This window comes from Mumia sp. zg.B53, assembly GCF_019550935.1.
Taxonomy (GTDB): domain Bacteria; phylum Actinomycetota; class Actinomycetes; order Propionibacteriales; family Nocardioidaceae; genus Mumia.
In genome coordinates this window covers 295,859-312,056 of the sequence record NZ_JAHWCK010000006.1, presented here as the reverse complement: position 1 = coordinate 312,056, position 16,198 = coordinate 295,859, and the positions used below count along the sequence as shown (strand labels likewise).

At 70.8% G+C, this 16,198-nt stretch carries 16 protein-coding genes; all 16 read right to left on the bottom strand.

Translation table 11 applies throughout. The annotated features are described in order from the left end of the window. Positions 1-3: 3 nt before the first annotated feature. Complete coding sequence (gene gmk, locus KV102_RS18605) at positions 4-609, bottom strand: guanylate kinase (protein ID WP_220347165.1); 606 nt, start codon at positions 607-609, stop codon at positions 4-6. Positions 610-613: 4 nt separating this feature from the next. Next, positions 614-934 carry an integration host factor, actinobacterial type gene (gene mihF / locus KV102_RS18600; protein WP_220344651.1) on the bottom strand — a complete coding sequence of 107 codons (321 nt, stop codon included), beginning with the start codon at positions 932-934 and terminating at the stop codon, positions 614-616. Between the two features lie 118 nt (positions 935-1,052). Then, positions 1,053-1,622 carry a hypothetical protein gene (locus KV102_RS18595; RefSeq protein ID WP_220347164.1) on the bottom strand — a complete coding sequence of 190 codons (570 nt, stop codon included), beginning with the start codon at positions 1,620-1,622 and terminating at the stop codon, positions 1,053-1,055. 105 nt (positions 1,623-1,727) lie between these two features. Next, the gene (locus tag KV102_RS18590) at positions 1,728-2,093 is read right to left on the bottom strand and encodes a hypothetical protein (RefSeq protein WP_220344649.1); all 366 of its coding nucleotides are present in this window, start codon (positions 2,091-2,093) and stop codon (positions 1,728-1,730) included. A 149-nt stretch (positions 2,094-2,242) separates the two neighbouring features. Beyond that, the gene (gene pyrF / locus KV102_RS18585; protein ID WP_220344648.1) at positions 2,243-3,076 is read right to left on the bottom strand and encodes an orotidine-5'-phosphate decarboxylase; all 834 of its coding nucleotides are present in this window, start codon (positions 3,074-3,076) and stop codon (positions 2,243-2,245) included. Further along, complete coding sequence (locus KV102_RS18580) at positions 3,069-4,019, bottom strand: dihydroorotate dehydrogenase (RefSeq protein ID WP_220344647.1); 951 nt, start codon at positions 4,017-4,019, stop codon at positions 3,069-3,071. Before KV102_RS18580 ends, pyrF begins: the two co-directional genes overlap by 8 nt. Then, entirely contained in the window at positions 4,016-4,861 is an 846-nt protein-coding gene (locus tag KV102_RS18575) for a dihydroorotate dehydrogenase electron transfer subunit (RefSeq protein ID WP_220347163.1), read from the bottom strand. The genes KV102_RS18580 and KV102_RS18575 overlap by 4 nt, the downstream gene beginning before the upstream one ends. Further along, a complete protein-coding gene (gene carB, locus KV102_RS18570; RefSeq protein ID WP_220347162.1) occupies positions 4,858-8,196 on the bottom strand; it encodes a carbamoyl-phosphate synthase large subunit in 3,339 nt (1,112 codons plus the stop codon). The genes KV102_RS18575 and carB overlap by 4 nt, the downstream gene beginning before the upstream one ends. After that, the gene (gene carA, locus KV102_RS18565; RefSeq protein WP_220347161.1) at positions 8,197-9,378 is read right to left on the bottom strand and encodes a glutamine-hydrolyzing carbamoyl-phosphate synthase small subunit; all 1,182 of its coding nucleotides are present in this window, start codon (positions 9,376-9,378) and stop codon (positions 8,197-8,199) included. Then, entirely contained in the window at positions 9,375-10,676 is a 1,302-nt protein-coding gene (locus tag KV102_RS18560) for a dihydroorotase (protein WP_220347160.1), read from the bottom strand. Before KV102_RS18560 ends, carA begins: the two co-directional genes overlap by 4 nt. Continuing rightward, positions 10,673-11,668: an aspartate carbamoyltransferase catalytic subunit gene (locus KV102_RS18555; RefSeq protein WP_220347159.1), complete on the bottom strand. Its 996-nt coding sequence runs from the start codon at positions 11,666-11,668 to the stop codon at positions 10,673-10,675. The genes KV102_RS18560 and KV102_RS18555 overlap by 4 nt, the downstream gene beginning before the upstream one ends. Beyond that, positions 11,665-12,279 (bottom strand): bifunctional pyr operon transcriptional regulator/uracil phosphoribosyltransferase PyrR, encoded by a 615-nt coding sequence (pyrR, locus tag KV102_RS18550; protein WP_301021942.1) that lies wholly within the window; start codon positions 12,277-12,279, stop codon positions 11,665-11,667. The genes KV102_RS18555 and pyrR overlap by 4 nt, the downstream gene beginning before the upstream one ends. A gap of 106 nt (positions 12,280-12,385) precedes the next feature. Further along, positions 12,386-13,384 carry a glycine betaine ABC transporter substrate-binding protein gene (locus tag KV102_RS18545; RefSeq protein ID WP_220347158.1) on the bottom strand — a complete coding sequence of 333 codons (999 nt, stop codon included), beginning with the start codon at positions 13,382-13,384 and terminating at the stop codon, positions 12,386-12,388. Continuing rightward, entirely contained in the window at positions 13,384-14,178 is a 795-nt protein-coding gene (locus KV102_RS18540; protein WP_220347157.1) for an ABC transporter permease, read from the bottom strand. Before KV102_RS18540 ends, KV102_RS18545 begins: the two co-directional genes overlap by 1 nt. Next, the gene (locus KV102_RS18535; RefSeq protein ID WP_308290370.1) at positions 14,175-15,389 is read right to left on the bottom strand and encodes a betaine/proline/choline family ABC transporter ATP-binding protein; all 1,215 of its coding nucleotides are present in this window, start codon (positions 15,387-15,389) and stop codon (positions 14,175-14,177) included. The genes KV102_RS18540 and KV102_RS18535 overlap by 4 nt, the downstream gene beginning before the upstream one ends. Then, complete coding sequence (locus KV102_RS18530) at positions 15,382-16,029, bottom strand: ABC transporter permease (RefSeq protein WP_301022806.1); 648 nt, start codon at positions 16,027-16,029, stop codon at positions 15,382-15,384. The genes KV102_RS18535 and KV102_RS18530 overlap by 8 nt, the downstream gene beginning before the upstream one ends. Positions 16,030-16,198 lie beyond the last annotated feature (169 nt).

The window sequence follows — 16,198 nt, the reverse complement described above, 5'->3', positions numbered from 1 at the left end:
GCCTCACAAGGGATTCGTGGGTGTTCCCCGGACGACGTCCGGGGGATTCTGGACCAATGCTACCAACTCGGCACAGGCGCGGCGGACGTCGGCGTTGACGATCGTCACGTCGAACTCCTTCTCCGCGGCGAGCTCCACCCTGGCGGTGGCCAGCCGACGCTCGCGCTCGGCCTCGTCCTCGGTCCCTCGTCCGACAAGGCGGCTGACCAGCTCCTCCCACGACGGCGGCGCGAGGAAGACGAACAACGCCTCGGGCATCGCCTCGCGCACCTGGCGCGCACCCTGGAGGTCGATCTCCAGCAGGGCGGGCGTGCCGGCGGCGAGGTGCTCGTCGACGGGGATCCGGGGTGTCCCGTAGCGGTGGTTGCCATGGACGACCGCCCACTCGAGCATCTGCCCGTCGTCGACCAGCCGGTCGAACTCGGCCGGGGTCACGAAGTGGTAGTGGACCCCGTCGACCTCTCCGGGCCGTGGAGGTCGCGTCGTGGCCGACACCGAGATCCAGATGTCAGGATGCTCGGCGCGCACGCACGCCGCCACCGTGCCCTTGCCGACAGCGGTCGGTCCTGCCAGCACGACGAGCCGGGCAGCGCCCGAGGCGGGGGGCACGGACTCAGCCACGGTTGGCGAACTCGTGCTCCAGAGCCGCGATCTGCTTGACGCCCAGTCCGCGCACGCGCCGCGAGTCGGCGATACCGATCCGCTCCATCATCTGGCGAGCACGCACCTTGCCCAGGCCGGGCATCGACTGCAGCAGGTCGTAGACCTTCATCTTGCCGACGACGTCGTTGGTCTGGCCGTCCTCCAGCACCTCCGAGAGCGAGGCACCCGAGTGCTTGAGGCGATTCTTGATCTCGGCGCGCTCACGGCGCGCGGCCGCCGCCTTCTCGAGCGCGGCCTGGCGCTGCTCAGGCGTGAGCGAAGGAAGGGCCAACGTGGGTCACCTCGTGGGTCGGGTCGATTCAGTGAACTTAGCCAGGGTTTCCGCAGGGCGGCAACACGAAGTCGCCCACCGCGTCGCGGGTCGGCGACAGCCTAGTAGGCCGCGCTGGTCACGACGCGGAGAGGTCGACCCGGCACACGCGCTTCACCTGCGCCTCGACCGCCGCACGGGTCTTCGGGACGCGGCTCTGACGCTGCACGGCCTTCCGGACGGCGACCCGTTGCTGCGCCGAGAGCTCGGCGGTGACGGAGGCGTCGGCAAGGTCCTCCATGCGCAAACCCGCTCGTGCGATGCCTCGCTGAAGGTCGACCAGGCTCTTGTGGAGCACGCCCCAGCGAGGCGCGACACGCCGTGGCGATGCATCGCGGACCGCAGCGACCGCCGCCACGGTCTCGCTCAGCGCGTCGTCGGTGGGGTAACCGTCACGACCGATGCCGGTGAGACGGTCGCGATGGGCGACCACGACGTCGCAGTACGGCGAGGTGACAGGGCGCGGCGTCGGCGACGCCGTCGCGGACGGGGTCGCCGACGCCGTGGCCGGAGCGTCTCCGCTCGCCGAGGCCTCGTCACCGGCCGCGGCGGCAGGCATGTCCTGGTCGCGGTCCTCGCCGCCGCTGCACCCGGCGAGACCGACGACGAGAAGGACAGCGACGACGGTGGGAAGCGTGCGACGGGACATGCGGGGGGCCCTCCTCAACGACACCGGACACGAGGTGACACCAGAGGTGCACCCCGAGGTCCCAGCACCTTAGCCCGCGATCGGGGTCCCCGAGAAGGGACCGAGCTAGCTGGTGCTCTCGTTCAGGTCGATGTCGCAGTCGGCCTTGACCTGCTTCTCGAGGTCCTTGCCGGCCTTCTCCAGCTTGGCGGAGTCGACGTCGGCGACATCGCCCTTCTGCACGGCCTCGTACGAGGTGATCAGGATGTCCCAGTTCTCCTTGGTCTTGCCCGAGGCCTCGTCGCGAACCTTCTTGAGACTGTCTACCGCGGCCTTGATGTCGCCCTGTCCCGTGACGCCGTTGATCGACTTCGCGGCGGACCGTACGGAGTCGCAGTAGGCCTCGTTGGTGTCCTTGTCGTCACCACCGCATCCGGCCAGGGTGGCGACGGCCAGCGTGGCGCTCGCGATGGCGAAGGTGAGACGGCGCATGGAAGCTCCTTGTCGTGCGGCCGCTCGGCGACCTGGTGGGGCGTACGTATCCGCGATCGCGGGGTACGAGCGCAGCGACCGGGAGAGGGACGTCGCCGCACGGCGAGTGCCACCTTAGCCGCCGTCGAAGTCCTGGGCGAGGGCCCTGGTCAACCGAGCTGGTCGCGCACCGCGCGTGCCGCACCCCGCAGGGCGGACACGTCGGGACCCGCGGCGAGGATGCCGCGGGAGCTGGCGGGCAGCACGTGCTCCCACACGTGCCCGAAGAGCCGTCGCAGGTCGGCGACGGTCCCGCCCTGCGCTCCGAAGCCCGGGATCAGGAGAGGACCGCCGATCGCCACGTCCTCGGTCAGGTCACCCACTGTGGCGCCCACGACGGCACCGTACGAGCCCTGCGGCTGCGCCCCGGCGTTGCGGTCTCGGAGGTGGCCCAGCATCCGTCCGGCGACGGTCTGCTCCCCCACGCGGGCGTGCTGCACCTCGGGCCCCTCCGGGTTGGAGGTCAGTGCCAGGACGAACACGCCTCCCCCGTGCCGCTCGGCTGCGCTGAGGAACGGCTCGAGGGACCCGAAGCCGAGGTACGGCGACACCGTGACCGCGTCGACACGCATCGGCGAGGCCGGATCGAGGTACGCGTCGGCGTACGCAGCAGCCGTCGAGCCGATGTCTCCGCGCTTGACGTCGAGCAGGACGAGGAGCCCTGCCTCGCGCGCGGTCTGGATCGTCTGCTCGAGGACCGCGACACCAGCAGCGCCATGCCGCTCGAAGAACGCCGACTGCGGCTTGACGACCGCCACCTCGCCGGACATCGCCTCGACGACGGTCGACGCGAACCGCTCGAGTCCAGCGACATCGTCGGAGAGCCCCCAGTCCGCGAGCAGCGACGCGTGCGGGTCGATGCCGACGCACAGTGGGCCGTACTCCCCCACCGCCTCGCTCAGCCGTGCGCCGAACGACCTCGTCGCGTGCGCTGTCTCAGCCATGCGCGGCTCCTCTGACCTCGTCGAGCGATCGGATCCCCCGCCGCGCGAGCTCGTCGCGCAGCTCGCGCACGATGCGGGCAGGGGCGCTGGGGTCGTTGAAGATGACGGTCCCGACCTGCACGGCGAGCGCCCCGGCGAGCACGAACTCGAGCGCGTCGAACCCCGTGCGGATGCCGCCGACGCCGATGATCGGCAGGTCGGGCAGCGCCTTTCGGATCTGCCAGACCGCGCGGACCGCGACCGGACGGACCGCCGGACCGCTCAGGCCACCGGTGACACCGCCGAGCCGAGGGCGCAGCGTGTCGGGGTCCATCGAGAGACCGAGCAGGGTGTTGATCACGGTGACGCCGTCGGCTCCGGCGTCGGAGACGGCTCCCGCGATCGCGGCGATGTCGGTGACGTCGGGCGTCAGCTTGGCGAACACCGGGATGTCGGCGGGGATGTGCGGGCGGACCTCCTCGACCACCCGGTACGAGGAGTCAGGGTCGCAGGCGAAGACGAGTCCGCGGTTCTCGACGTTGGGGCAGGAGATGTTGACCTCGATGGCCGCGACGCCGGGGGCCTGGCCGACCCGCCGGGCCAGCTCGACGTAGTCGTCCGGCTTGTCCCCCGCGATCGAGACGATCGCTCGAGCGCCCCGCTGGACCAGCCAGGGGAGGTCGCGGGCCAGGAACGCGTCGATCCCGGGTCCCTGGAGGCCGATCGAGTTGAGCATCCCTGACGGCGTCTCGACCATCCGCGGCGTCGGGCGACCCGACCGCGGGTTGAGCATGATCGATTTGGTGACGACCGCACCCAGCGCCGCGACGTCGAAGAACTGGTCGAGCTCACGACCGGCGGCGGCGCAGCCCGAGGCGGTCATCACCGGGTTCGGAAGCGTCACACCGCACAGGTCGACCGAGAGATCGACCTCCTCGGGCGCGATGGCAGCCGTCGTCGTCATCGCGGACCTCCCAGCGTCCCCGGCGGGATGGTCCCGACGGCGTCCCACCGGACCCGGTCGCCCCGGAAGACGGGGCCTTCGACGCAGCTGCGGACCATACGGACGATGCCGTCCTCTCCCTCGACGGGCAGCACGCAGGTCATGCAGACCCCGATGCCGCACGCCATCGACTCCTCGACGGCGCACTGGCTCCAGGCGCCGTTCTCCTCGGCGACCTCGGACACCGCTCGCAGCATCCCCATCGGGCCGCAGGCATAGACCACCGCCGCGTCGGTGTCGTCGACGAGGGTGGCGAGGACGTCGGTCACCCGGCCTCGGGTGCCGGTCGACCCGTCCTCGGTAGTCACGTGCACGCTGCTCGCGACCTTGTTGGCCTCCAGCAGCCCGAAGAGGCGCGGGGTCGTGGCGGCACCGAGCACGAGGTGCGCCGCGCAGCCGCGCTCGCGCAGCGTGGTCGCGAGCGAGAACATCGGTGCGGAGCCGTACCCGCCGCCGACGAGCACGCAGGAGACCGGCTCCTTCGGCAGCGCGAACGGTCGGCCGACCGGCCCGACGACGTCGATCGGGTCGCCCGGTGCGAGATCGGCCATCCAGCGGGTGCCCTTGCCGTGCTCGGCGAAGACGATCTCGACGGTCTCGCCGTGGCGTCCGGTCGTCGACGTGCGATAGATCGAGAACGCCCGCCGCAGGAGCATCGCACTGTCCGCTCCTCCGACGGCCAGCGCGACGAAGTGACCGGGGCGCGTGTGCGCCGCGATGCCCTCGGCGGCGATGACGAGGTGGTGGTAGTCGCCAACCAGGGTGCGCGACACCACCGTCCCCTGGGCCTGCGTCGCGCTCACGAGTCGTCCCGCGCGGGAGTCGACCGCGGGCGTACGGCCTCGGCCCACGACTGCAGCGAACGCACTCCGACGCCGCCCTCGCGAGCCGCCTCGATGCCCTGCACCGCGGCGGCGAGACCCTGCACCGTCGTGATGCACGGCACGCCGGCAGCGATCGCCGCCGTACGGATCTCGTAGCCGTCGACGCGCGGGCTGCCTCCCGAGGTCGTCCCGTGCGGGGTGTTGACGACGAGACCGACCTCTCCGGAGGTGATCAGATCCACCAACCGTCGGCCGTCGTTCGTGGCCGAGGACTCGCTGAGCTTGCGGACCACGGTCGCGGTGACGCCGTTGCGGCGCAGCACCTCGGCCGTGCCGGACGTGGCCACGATCTCGAAGCCGAGGTCGGCCAGCCGCTTGATCGGGAAGATCATGTGGCGCTTGTCGCGGTTGGCGACCGAGACGAAGACCTTGCCCGAGGTCGGCAGCCCTTCCTGGGCTCCGGCCTGAGCCTTGGCGAACGCGGTGCCGAAGAGCGCGTCGATCCCCATCACCTCGCCGGTCGAGCGCATCTCGGGGCCGAGCAGGGTGTCGACGGACATGCCCTCGAGGGTGCGGAACCGGTTGAAGGGCATCACCGCCTCCTTGACCGCGACCGGGGCGTCCGGGCCGACGTCGGCCCCGTCTCCCTCGGCCGGCAGGACGCCGGCGGCACGCAGGTCGGCGATCGACTCCCCCAGCATCAGTCGAGCGGCTGCCTTCGCCAACGGGACGCCGGTCGCCTTCGAGACGAACGGGACGGTCCGCGAGGCGCGCGGGTTCGCCTCGAGGACGTAGAGCACGTCCGAGCTCAGGGCGAACTGGATGTTGATGAGTCCGCGGACCCCGACGCCCTCGGCGATGGCCCGGGTCGACACCCGGATCTTGGCGAGGTCCTCGGCGCCGAGCGTGATCGGCGGGAGCGCGCACGAGGAGTCGCCCGAGTGGATCCCGGCCTCCTCGATGTGCTCCATGACGCCGCCGAGGAAGAGGTCGGTCCCGTCGAAGAGCGCGTCCACGTCGATCTCGACGGCGTCGTCGAGGAACCGGTCGACCAGGACGGGGTGCTCGGGCGAGATCTCGGTCGACCGCGCGATGTAGTCGGCGAGCGTCGGCTCGTCGTACACGATCTCCATGCCGCGCCCGCCCAGGACGTAGGACGGCCGGACCAGCACCGGGTAGCCGATCTCGTCGGCGACCTTCTTGGCCCCGGGGAACGAGGTCGCCGTGCCGTGCTTGGGTGCGGGGAGGTTCGCGTCGGCCAGCACCCGCCCGAACGCCCCGCGGTGCTCGGCCAGGTCGATGGCCGCCGGCGACGTCCCGACGATCGGGACGCCCTCGCGCTCCAACGCCGCAGCGAGCCCGAGCGGGGTCTGGCCCCCCAGCTGCACGATGACGCCGACGACCGGTCCGGCCTGGCGCTCGGCGTGGATGACCTCGAGGACGTCCTCGAGCGACAGCGGCTCGAAGTAGAGCCGGTCGGAGGTGTCGTAGTCGGTCGAGACGGTCTCCGGGTTGCAGTTGACCATCACGGTCTCGTAGCCGATCTCCGACAGCGCGAGCGCCGCATGGACGCACGAGTAGTCGAACTCGATCCCCTGCCCGATGCGGTTGGGTCCGGAGCCGAGGATCAGCACCGCCGGACGCTCGCGCGGCTCCACCTCGGTCTCCTCGTCGTACGACGAGTAGTGGTAGGGCGTCCGGGCGGCGAACTCGGCGGCGCAGGTGTCGACCGTCTTGTAGACGGGGCGGATCCCCAGCGCGTGCCGCACGCCCCGCACGACGTCGGCACTCATGCCGCGGATCTTGCCGATCTGGTCGTCCGAGAACCCGTGCCGCTTGGCCTTGCGCAGCAGACCGGGCGTGAGCTCGTCGGCGGCCGTCACCTCGGCGGCGACCTCGTTGATGAGCGCGAGCTGGTCGAGGAACCAGGGGTCGATCCTGGTCGCCTCGAAGAGCTCCTCGGGCGTCGCGCCGGCACGGATCGCGTCCATCACCTTCTTGAGCCGGCCGTCGTGAGGGACGGCGATCTCGGCGAGCACCGCGTCCTTGTCCAGGTCGACCCACTCGCGGCGCCAGTCGAAGGCGGCGTTGGGCCGCTCCAGCGAGCGCAGGGCCTTCTGGAGCGCCTCGGTGAAGCTGCGGCCGATCGCCATCGCCTCACCGACCGACTTCATGTGGGTCGTCAGGCGCTCGTCGGCGGACGGGAACTTCTCGAACGCAAATCGGGGCACCTTGACGACCACGTAGTCGAGCGTCGGCTCGAAGCTCGCCGGCGTCTCCCGCGTGATGTCGTTGGGGATCTCGTCGAGCGTGTAGCCGATCGCGAGCTTGGCGGCGATCTTGGCGATGGGGAAGCCGGTCGCCTTCGACGCGAGGGCGCTCGAGCGGGAGACCCGCGGGTTCATCTCGATGACGACGATGCGTCCGTCTGCGGGGTTCACCGCGAACTGGATGTTGCACCCGCCGGTGTCGACGCCGACCTCGCGGATCACGCCGATCGCGATGTCGCGCAGCCGCTGGAACTCGCGGTCGGTCAGTGTCATCGCTGGCGCGACCGTGATCGAGTCGCCGGTGTGGACGCCCATCGGGTCGAGGTTCTCGATCGAGCACACGATGACGACGTTGTCGGCCCTGTCGCGCATCACCTCCAGCTCGTACTCCTTCCAGCCGAGGATCGACTCCTCCAGGAGGACCTCGGTGGTCGGGCTCGCGGCGAGGCCCGCACCGGCGATGCGGTGGAGATCCTCCTCGTCGTGGGCGATGCCCGAGCCGACACCACCCATCGTGTACGACGGCCGGACGACGACGGGATAGCCGAGGGTCGCGACGGCCTCCAGGCACTCGTCCATCGTGTGGCAGATGAGCGAGCGGGCGACCTCTGCGGCCCAGGCCTCCGGCAGTCCCTCGACGATCGCCTTGAACAACTCGCGGTTCTCGCCCTTCTCGATCGCCTCCACCGAGGCCCCGATCAGCTCGACGCCGTACTTCTCGAGCACACCGGCGGCGTCCAGCGCCATCGCGGTGTTGAGCGCGGTCTGGCCACCGAGGGTCGCGAGCAATGCGTCGGGCCGCTCCTGGGCGATCACCCGCTCGACGAACTCCGGGGTGATGGGCTCGACGTAGGTGGCGTCGGCGAACTCGGGGTCGGTCATGATCGTCGCCGGGTTGGAGTTGACCAGCACGACCCGCAGGCCCTCGCTGCGCAGCACCCGGCACGCCTGCGTGCCGGAGTAGTCGAACTCGCAGGCCTGCCCGATCACGATCGGGCCGGACCCGATGACCAGGACGGAGGAGATGTCGTCACGGCGGGGCATTCAGCGCACCGTCCCTTCTGTGCTGCGGGTCCGGCGCGCCGTCATCAGCTCGGTGAACCGGTCGAACAGGTGCTCGGCGTCGTGCGGGCCGGCGGCGGCCTCGGGGTGGTACTGGACGCTGAACGCGACCAGGTCGCCGTCGTCGTCGCGGACCTCGAGGCCTTCGACGACGTCGTCGTTGAGGCACACGTGGCTCACGGCGGCGTCGCCGAAGGGCGTCGCCACGGTGTCGCCCAGGTCGGTCGGCCACGCGACCGCGAACCCGTGGTTGTGCGCGGTGATCTCGACCCTGCCGGTGGTGCGGTCCATCACCGGCTGGTTGATGCCCCGGTGCCCGTAGGTGAGCTTGAACGTCTCCAGCCCGAGTGCTCGGCCCAGCATCTGGTTGCCGAAGCAGATCCCGAAGAACGGCGTGCGCTCGCGCAGCACGTCCTGGAGCAGCGACACGGCGTCGGTGGTCGCGGCGGGGTCGCCCGGCCCGTTGGAGAAGAAGACGCCGTCGGCTCCGGTGGCACGGACCTGCTCCAGCGTTGCGTCGGCCGGCAGGACGTGCACCTCGATCCCGCGCTCGGCCATCCGGTGCGGCGTCATCGCCTTGATGCCGAGGTCGACCGCGGCGACCGTCAGCCGCTTCTCGCCGACCGCGGGCACGACGTACGGCTCCGACGTCGTCACCTCGCCGGCGAGATCGGCGCCGGCCATCGACGGGGACTCCCGCACCAGGGCGAGCAGCGCGTCGGCGTCCTCGGAGACCGAGCTGATCCCGACCCGCATGGCGCCCCGCTCACGGAGGTGACGGGTCAAGGCTCGGGTGTCGACACCGCTGATGCCGACGATCCCCTGCTCGACGAGGTCGTCCTCGAGGGTCGCGGTGGCGCGCCAGCTGCTCGCGACCCGCGCGGGCTCGCGGACGACGTAGCCCGCGACCCAGATCCGGTCCGACTCGGCGTCCTCGGTGTTGACCCCGGTGTTGCCGATGTGCGGCGCCGTCATCACGACAACCTGCCGCCGGTAGGAGGGGTCGGTCAGCGTCTCCTGGTATCCGGTCATGCCGGTGGAGAACACCGCCTCTCCCACGGTCTGGCCGAGCGCACCGTACGACTCCCCGCGGAAGACGCGGCCGTCCTCGAGCACCAGGATCGCCGGCGTGCGGGTGGCACGGGTGGTGGCGGCGGCGTTCACGCGGCCACCTCCTCGACCACGGCGCCGTGGAGGACGGTGGGCCGCCCTCGGAGGAAGGTCGCGACCACGCGGCCCGGCAGCTCCATGCCTCGGTACGGCGTGTTGCGCGAGCGCGACACCGAGTCGGAGGGCTCGACCATGCGGGTGGCACGCGGGTCGTACAGCACGACGTTGGCCGGCTCCCCCACGGCGATCGGACGACCGTGGGTGGCGACGCGACCGATCCGCGCGGGCGCGGCCGACATGCGCTCGGCGACGCCGGCCCAGTCGAGGAGCCCGGTGTCGACCATCGCGTGCTGGACGACCGACAGCGCGGTCTCGAGGCCGGTCATGCCGAACGCGGCCGCCGCCCACTCGCAGTCCTTGTCCTCGCTCGGGTGCGGCGCGTGGTCGGTGGCGACGATGTCGATCACACCCTCGGCCAGCGCCTCGCGCAGCGCCTCGACGTCGTCGGCCGTGCGCAGCGGCGGGTTGACCTTGTAGATCGGGTCGTACGTCGCCGCCAGCTGGTCGGTCAGCAGCAGGTGGTGCGGGGTCACCTCGGCGGTCACGTCGATCCCGCGGGACTTCGCCCAGCGGACGATCTCGACCGATCCGCGGGTCGAGAGGTGGCAGACGTGCAGACGGGAGCCGACGTGCTCGGCGAGCAGGACGTCACGCGCGATGATCGCCTCCTCGGCGACCGCGGGCCAGCCGGTGAGGCCGAGGACACCCGAGAGCTCGCCCTCGTTCATCTGCGCGCCCTCGGTGAGGCGCGGCTCCTGGGCGTGCTGCGCGATGACGCCGTCGAAGGCCTTGACGTACTCGAGCGCCCGGCGCATCAGCACCGCGTCCGAGACGCACTTGCCGTCGTCGGAGAAGACCCGGACGTGAGCGGCCGAGTCGGCCATCGCGCCGAGCTCGGCGAGCGTGGATCCGCCGAGCCCCACGGTGACCGCACCGACGGGCGCGACGTCGCAGAAGCCGTGCTCACGCCCGAGCCGCCAGACCTGCTCGACGACGCCGGCGGTGTCGGCGACGGGGTCGGTGTTGGCCATGGCGTGGACCAGGGTGAAGCCGCCGACCGCGGCGGCTCGCGTCCCGGTCTCGACGGTCTCGGCGTCCTCGCGGCCCGGCTCGCGCAGGTGGGTGTGGAGATCGACCAGGCCGGGGAGCGCGATCAGGCCGTCGGCGTCGAGGACCTCGGCGTCTCCCGTGTCGAGGTCGCGACCGATCTCGGAGATGACGCCGTCCACGATGCGCAGGTCGGTGACCTCGTCACCGAGGAGGTTCGCGTTGCGGATCACGTAGGCGGTCATGCCTGCCCTTCTGTCTGGTCGGAGAGAACGCCGCCGGCGTCGCCGGGGGTCGGCTCGGGGGTGCGGACGCCGCTGAGCAGCAGGTAGAGCGCCGCCATGCGGACGGCGACCCCGTTGGTCACCTGCTCCACGATCACCGAGCGCGTGGAGTCGGCGACGTCGGCGCTGATCTCCATGCCGCGGTTCATCGGGCCGGGGTGCATGACGATCGCGTCGTCGGGCATCTTCGCCATCCGCTTGCTGTCGAGTCCGTAGCGCCGGCTGTACTCGCGGGCGCTCGGGAAGTACGCGGCGTTCATGCGCTCGTGCTGGACGCGCAGCATCATGACCGCGTCGGACTTGGCGAGGACCGGGTCGAGGTCGTACGAGGTCTCGACCGGCCACGACGCCACGCCGTACGGCATCAGTGTCGGCGGGGCGACGAGAGTGACCTCGGCGCCGAGCGTGCTGAGCAGGAGGGCGTTGGACCGCGCGACCCGGCTGTGCAGGACGTCACCGACGATCGCCACCCGCCGGCCCTCGAGGGTGCGGTCGCCGGCGGGCGCCAGGTGCCGGCGCATCGTGAACGCGTCGAGGAGCGCCTGCGTCGGGTGCTCGTGCGAGCCGTCTCCGGCGTTGAGGATGGCCGAGTCGATCCAGCCGGCGCGGGCCAGCCGCGCGGGCGCACCGGAGGCGCCGTGGCGGATCACGACCGCGTCCGCGCCCATCGCCTGCAGGGTCAGCGCCGTGTCCTTCAGGCTCTCACCCTTGGACACGCTCGATCCCTTGGCGGCGAAGTTGATCACGTCGGCGGAGAGCCTCTTGGCGGCGGCCTCGAAGGAGATCCGGGTGCGGGTCGAGTCCTCGAAGAAGAGGTTGACGACCGTCCGGCCGCGCAACGTCGGCAGCTTCTTGATGGGTCGCTCGGCGACGCTCAGCATCTCCTCGGCGGTGTCGAGGAGAAGGACGGCCTCGTCGCGGGAGAGGTCACCGGTGGAGAGGAGGTGCCTCATCGGGTGCCTGCCCCGGGTGCGACCTGGCGCGCGGAGACGATCCGGACCTCGTCGCGCTCATCGAGGCCGGACACGGCGACCTTGACCTGCTCGGCGAGGGAGGTGGGGAGGTTCTTGCCGACGAAGTCGGCGCGGATGGGGAGCTCTCGGTGGCCGCGGTCGACCAGGACCGCGAGCTGGACGGCCCGGGGCCGGCCGAGGTCGTTGAGGGCATCGAGGGCGGCGCGGATGGTGCGGCCGGAGAACAGGACGTCGTCGACCAGGACGACGACCCGGTCGTCGAGATCGACGGGGATGTCGGTCTTCTCCAGCGCGCGGGCGGGCTTCATCCGCAGGTCGTCGCGATACATCGTGATGTCGAGCGAGCCGTACGGCACGGGATGCCCGTCGACCTCGCTCATCCGCTCGGCGACACGGCGGCCGAGCTCGACCCCACGCGTCGGGATGCCCAGGACGACCACGCGGGACGAGCCGCGGTTCTTCTCGATGATCTCGTGGGTGATCCGGGTCAGCGCCCGGGAGATGTCACCGGCGTCGAGGACCACGGTCGAGGTGCCGCCCGCAGGATCCGAGGATGCTGGGGACGTGGAATCAGGGGTGTGCGCAGACACCGGCTGACCTCCTTCTCCGCCTCACGGGACGGTGGTTAAAGGATGTCTTTCGGTTCTCAGCCTACACGTGCGAGGCGGCGCTCCCGGCACCGCGGGGCGGGGGTGGTCACCCCACCAGCCCTTGCTCCCGCAGCCAGTCGCGGGCGACGAGGGCGGGTTCTCCCCCGTCGACGTCCACCTTCGCGTTGAGCTCGAGCATCACCTCGTTGGTGAGCAGGGGGCGCACCTTGGCGAACACGTCGGCGATCTCCGGGTGCGCGTCGAGCAGGTCGGTGTTGACGACCGGTGCCAGGTTGTAGAGCGGGAAGAACCGCTTGTTGTCCTCGAGGACCGTGAGGTCGAGCGCCAGGATGCGACCGTCGGTGGTGAAGACCTCGCCGAAGTTGCACGCGCCGCGCGCCGTCGCGTCGTAGATGACACCGGTGTCCATCCGCAGCACGTTGCGGGCGGGGACGTCCTTGCCGTACTTCATGCCGTACGTCTCCAGCATCGGCTGGAAGCCGTCCTCGCGGCTGAAGAACTCGTCCTCCACGCAGAACGTCCGCTGCGCGACCGGCAGATCCTTGATCTGCGAGAGCTTCGTGATCCCCAGCCGCTTGGTCGCCGCAGGCCCCATCGCGAACGCGTACGTGTTGTTGACCGGGCTGTAGGGCAACCAGGTCAGGCCGTAGCGGAGGTCCGCGTCGTGGACGGCCTGCCACTGCGCCTGCTCGCCCTTGATCGGCTTGGCGTTGCCGAGGTAGCTGATCCAGCCGGTGCCGGTGTACTCGGGCGCGACGTCGACCGAGCCGTTGAGGAGCGCGTTGCGGACGCCCACGCTGCCGGCGATGTTGCTGCGGTTGGTGACGTCGGCGCCGGCGGTCTGCAGCAGCGTGGCGTACATGTTGCCGAGGATGAGCTGCTCGGTGAAGTCCTTGGAGCCCACCGTGATCTCCACGCCCTCGAGCGACTTCATCCGCTCGACGGCCGCAGGCTCGGCCGGTGCGATGTAGCCGTTGGCGTTCTCGAGCCCGCATCCCGCGAGGACCGCGGTCACGGTGGTCAGGGCGACGAACGCGAGCGTACGGCGCAGCGAGCGGTGCCCGCGAGCGATGGTGGTGCGCATCAGAGTCCCTTCGGCGTCGCCGCCTGCTCGATCAGACGGGCGAGCCAGTCGATGAACAGCGCGAGCGCAGCGATGGCCAGGGCGCCGACGACGAGGACGTTGTCGAGCCCCAGCTTGATCCCCGTGTTGACGAGCGTCCCGAGACCGCCGGCGTTGACGAACCCGCCGAGCGCCGCAGTGCCGGTCATCAGGACGAGGGCGGTCCGGACCCCGGTCATGATCACCGGGACCGCCAGCGCCAGCTCGACCCGCATCAGCGTGTCGAACGCCGACATCCCCATCCCCCTCGCCGCCTCGACGAGACGGCGGTCGACGCCGTCGAGGCCGGTGACGACGTTGGCGAGGACCGGCAGGATCCCGTAGACGGCGAGCGCGCCGATGAACGGGAACCGCCCGGTGCCGAAGTAGAGCGCGGCGATGACGATGAGTCCGATCGCCGGCGCCGCCTGACCGAAGCCCGCGACCGCGATGATGGGCGTGGAGTAGCGCCGCATCGGACCCCGGGTCAGCAGGATCCCGAGCGGGATCGCCACCACGACCACGAGGGCGGCCGCGGAGAAGGCCAGCAGCATGTGCTCCCACGACAGGGTGAGGAGCCGGTCGACGCTGAGGGTACGGGCCTCCACCGACGAGAGGTCGGCGAACGAGACGTAGGCGAGCAGGGCGGCGAAGACGGCGACGCAGGCCAGCAGCTGTCCGACAGCGCGGCCCCGTCGCAGACGCGCAGGGCCGTCCGTCCCGCTCGCCGTGGTCGCGGCCGGGACGGCGTCGACGGCGGTGGTGGAGGCGGTCACCGGACCACCCGTCCGGCATCGCGGGACGCCGCGGGAATCCGCTGGATCGCGTCCATGACGGTCTCGATCCGCACGACGCCCTCGTAGCGGCCACGCCGGCCGATCACGACGACGACACCGTGCGAGGAGGTGAGCATCGTGTCGAGCGCGTCGTTGAGCGTCGAGGACAGGCTCACGGACTCGAGGTGCTCGTCGGGGGTCACCTGGGAGAGCGCGTCGGCACGCCGAAGGTCGCGCAACGACAGCCAGCGCAGCGGCCGTTCGGAGGAGTCCAGCACGATGACGTGCTCGCGGCCGAGCGCCACCGCGGCTGCGGCCGCCGCAGCCGGGTCGTCACCGACGTGGGCGACGGCCGCCTCGTGCAGCGGCACGTCACGCACCCGGGTCAGGGTCAGCTGCATCAGTGCCGCCCCGTGGCCGATGAACCCCTCCACGAACTCGTTGGCCGGCTCGGCGAGGATCGCCTCGGGCGTGTCGTACTGGGCGATCGTGGAGCCCATGTCGAGGATCGCGATCCGGTCACCGAGCTTGACCGCCTCCTCGAAGTCGTGCGTGACGAAGACGATCGTCTTGTGGAGCTCCTCCTGGAGCCGCAGGAGCTCGTCCTGGAGCCGCTGGCGCGTGATCGGGTCGACGGCGCCGAAGGGCTCGTCCATGAGCAGCACCGGCGGGTCGGCCGCGAGCGCGCGGGCGACGCCGACGCGCTGCTGCTGGCCACCGGAGAGCTCGCGCGGGTAGCGGTCGGCGTAGGTGTCGGCGTCGAGGTTGACGAGCTCGAGCATCTCCCGGACCCGCGCGTCGACGCGGTCCTTGTCCCAGTCGAGGAGCCTGGGGACGAGCGCGATGTTCTTGGCGACGGTGAGGTGCGGGAAGAGGCCCGCTCCCTGGATGACGTAGCCCACGTGGCGGCGAAGCTCGTCGGGGTTCTTGCGGGTCACGTCCTCGTCGCCGATGAGGATACGACCACTCGTCGGCTCGATCAGACGGTTGATCATCTTGAGGGTGGTCGTCTTGCCGCATCCGGACGGGCCGACGAGCATGACGATCTCGCCGGCGGGGATCTCCATCCGGATGTCGTCGACAGCCGCGCTGTCCTGACCGGGGTAGCGCTTGGTGACGCCGTCGAGGAAGATCCGCTGCCCGCGCGCCTCGGTCAGCACGGTGTCGTCGGCCGGGCGGTCGGCAGGCGGGTTCACGTCGGTCTCAGACACGGATACCCCTCGAGGTGGTCAGGCGTCCCAGGACGTTCAGGACGAGGTCGAGCAGGATCGCGAGGCCGACGATGGCCAGCGTCCCTGCCCAGGCGGAGTTGGTCGCGTTGGCGCCGCCGATGCGCGACAACCCGGAGAAGATGAAGGTGCCGAGCCCGGGACCGGAGACGTAGGCGGCGATGGCGGCGATCCCCATCAGCATCTGCGCCGAGATGCGGATGCCGGTGACGATCACCGGCCACGCGAGCGGGATCTCGAGCCGCACGAGGGTAGCCGTCCGGCTCATGCCCATGCCGCGCGCAGACTCGACGAGGGTGGAGTCGACGCCGGCAAGACCCACGATGGCGTTGCGCAGGATGGGGAGTGCTCCGTAGAACGCCAACGCACCGACCGACACGGTGACCCCGTTGGGGATGAAGGCGATGAGAAGGCCGAACAGCGCGAAAGACGGGAAGGTCAGCCCGACCGAGCTCGCCGACAGCGCGACGTTGGTCACGCGCGACGAACGGTAGGAGAGGCACGCGATCACGACGGCCAGCACCGTGGCGATCGCCAGCGACTGCACGACGAGGCTCACGTGCTGGTAGCCCTGGAAGGACAAGAGCGACCAGCGGTCCTGCACGAACTCCCACAGCGTCACCCTGCGCTCCTCAAGCCGTCACCCGTCCATTCCGTCTCACCCGTCGACGTCGCCGAGCGCTCCGGTGACACCGGGGGCGACGCTAACGCATACCCGAGACGCCGCTGTCGAGTGGCTCGCAGCTCCCGTCACGTCGTCAGCAGCGCTGACGCTTAAGCCTTGACTTATA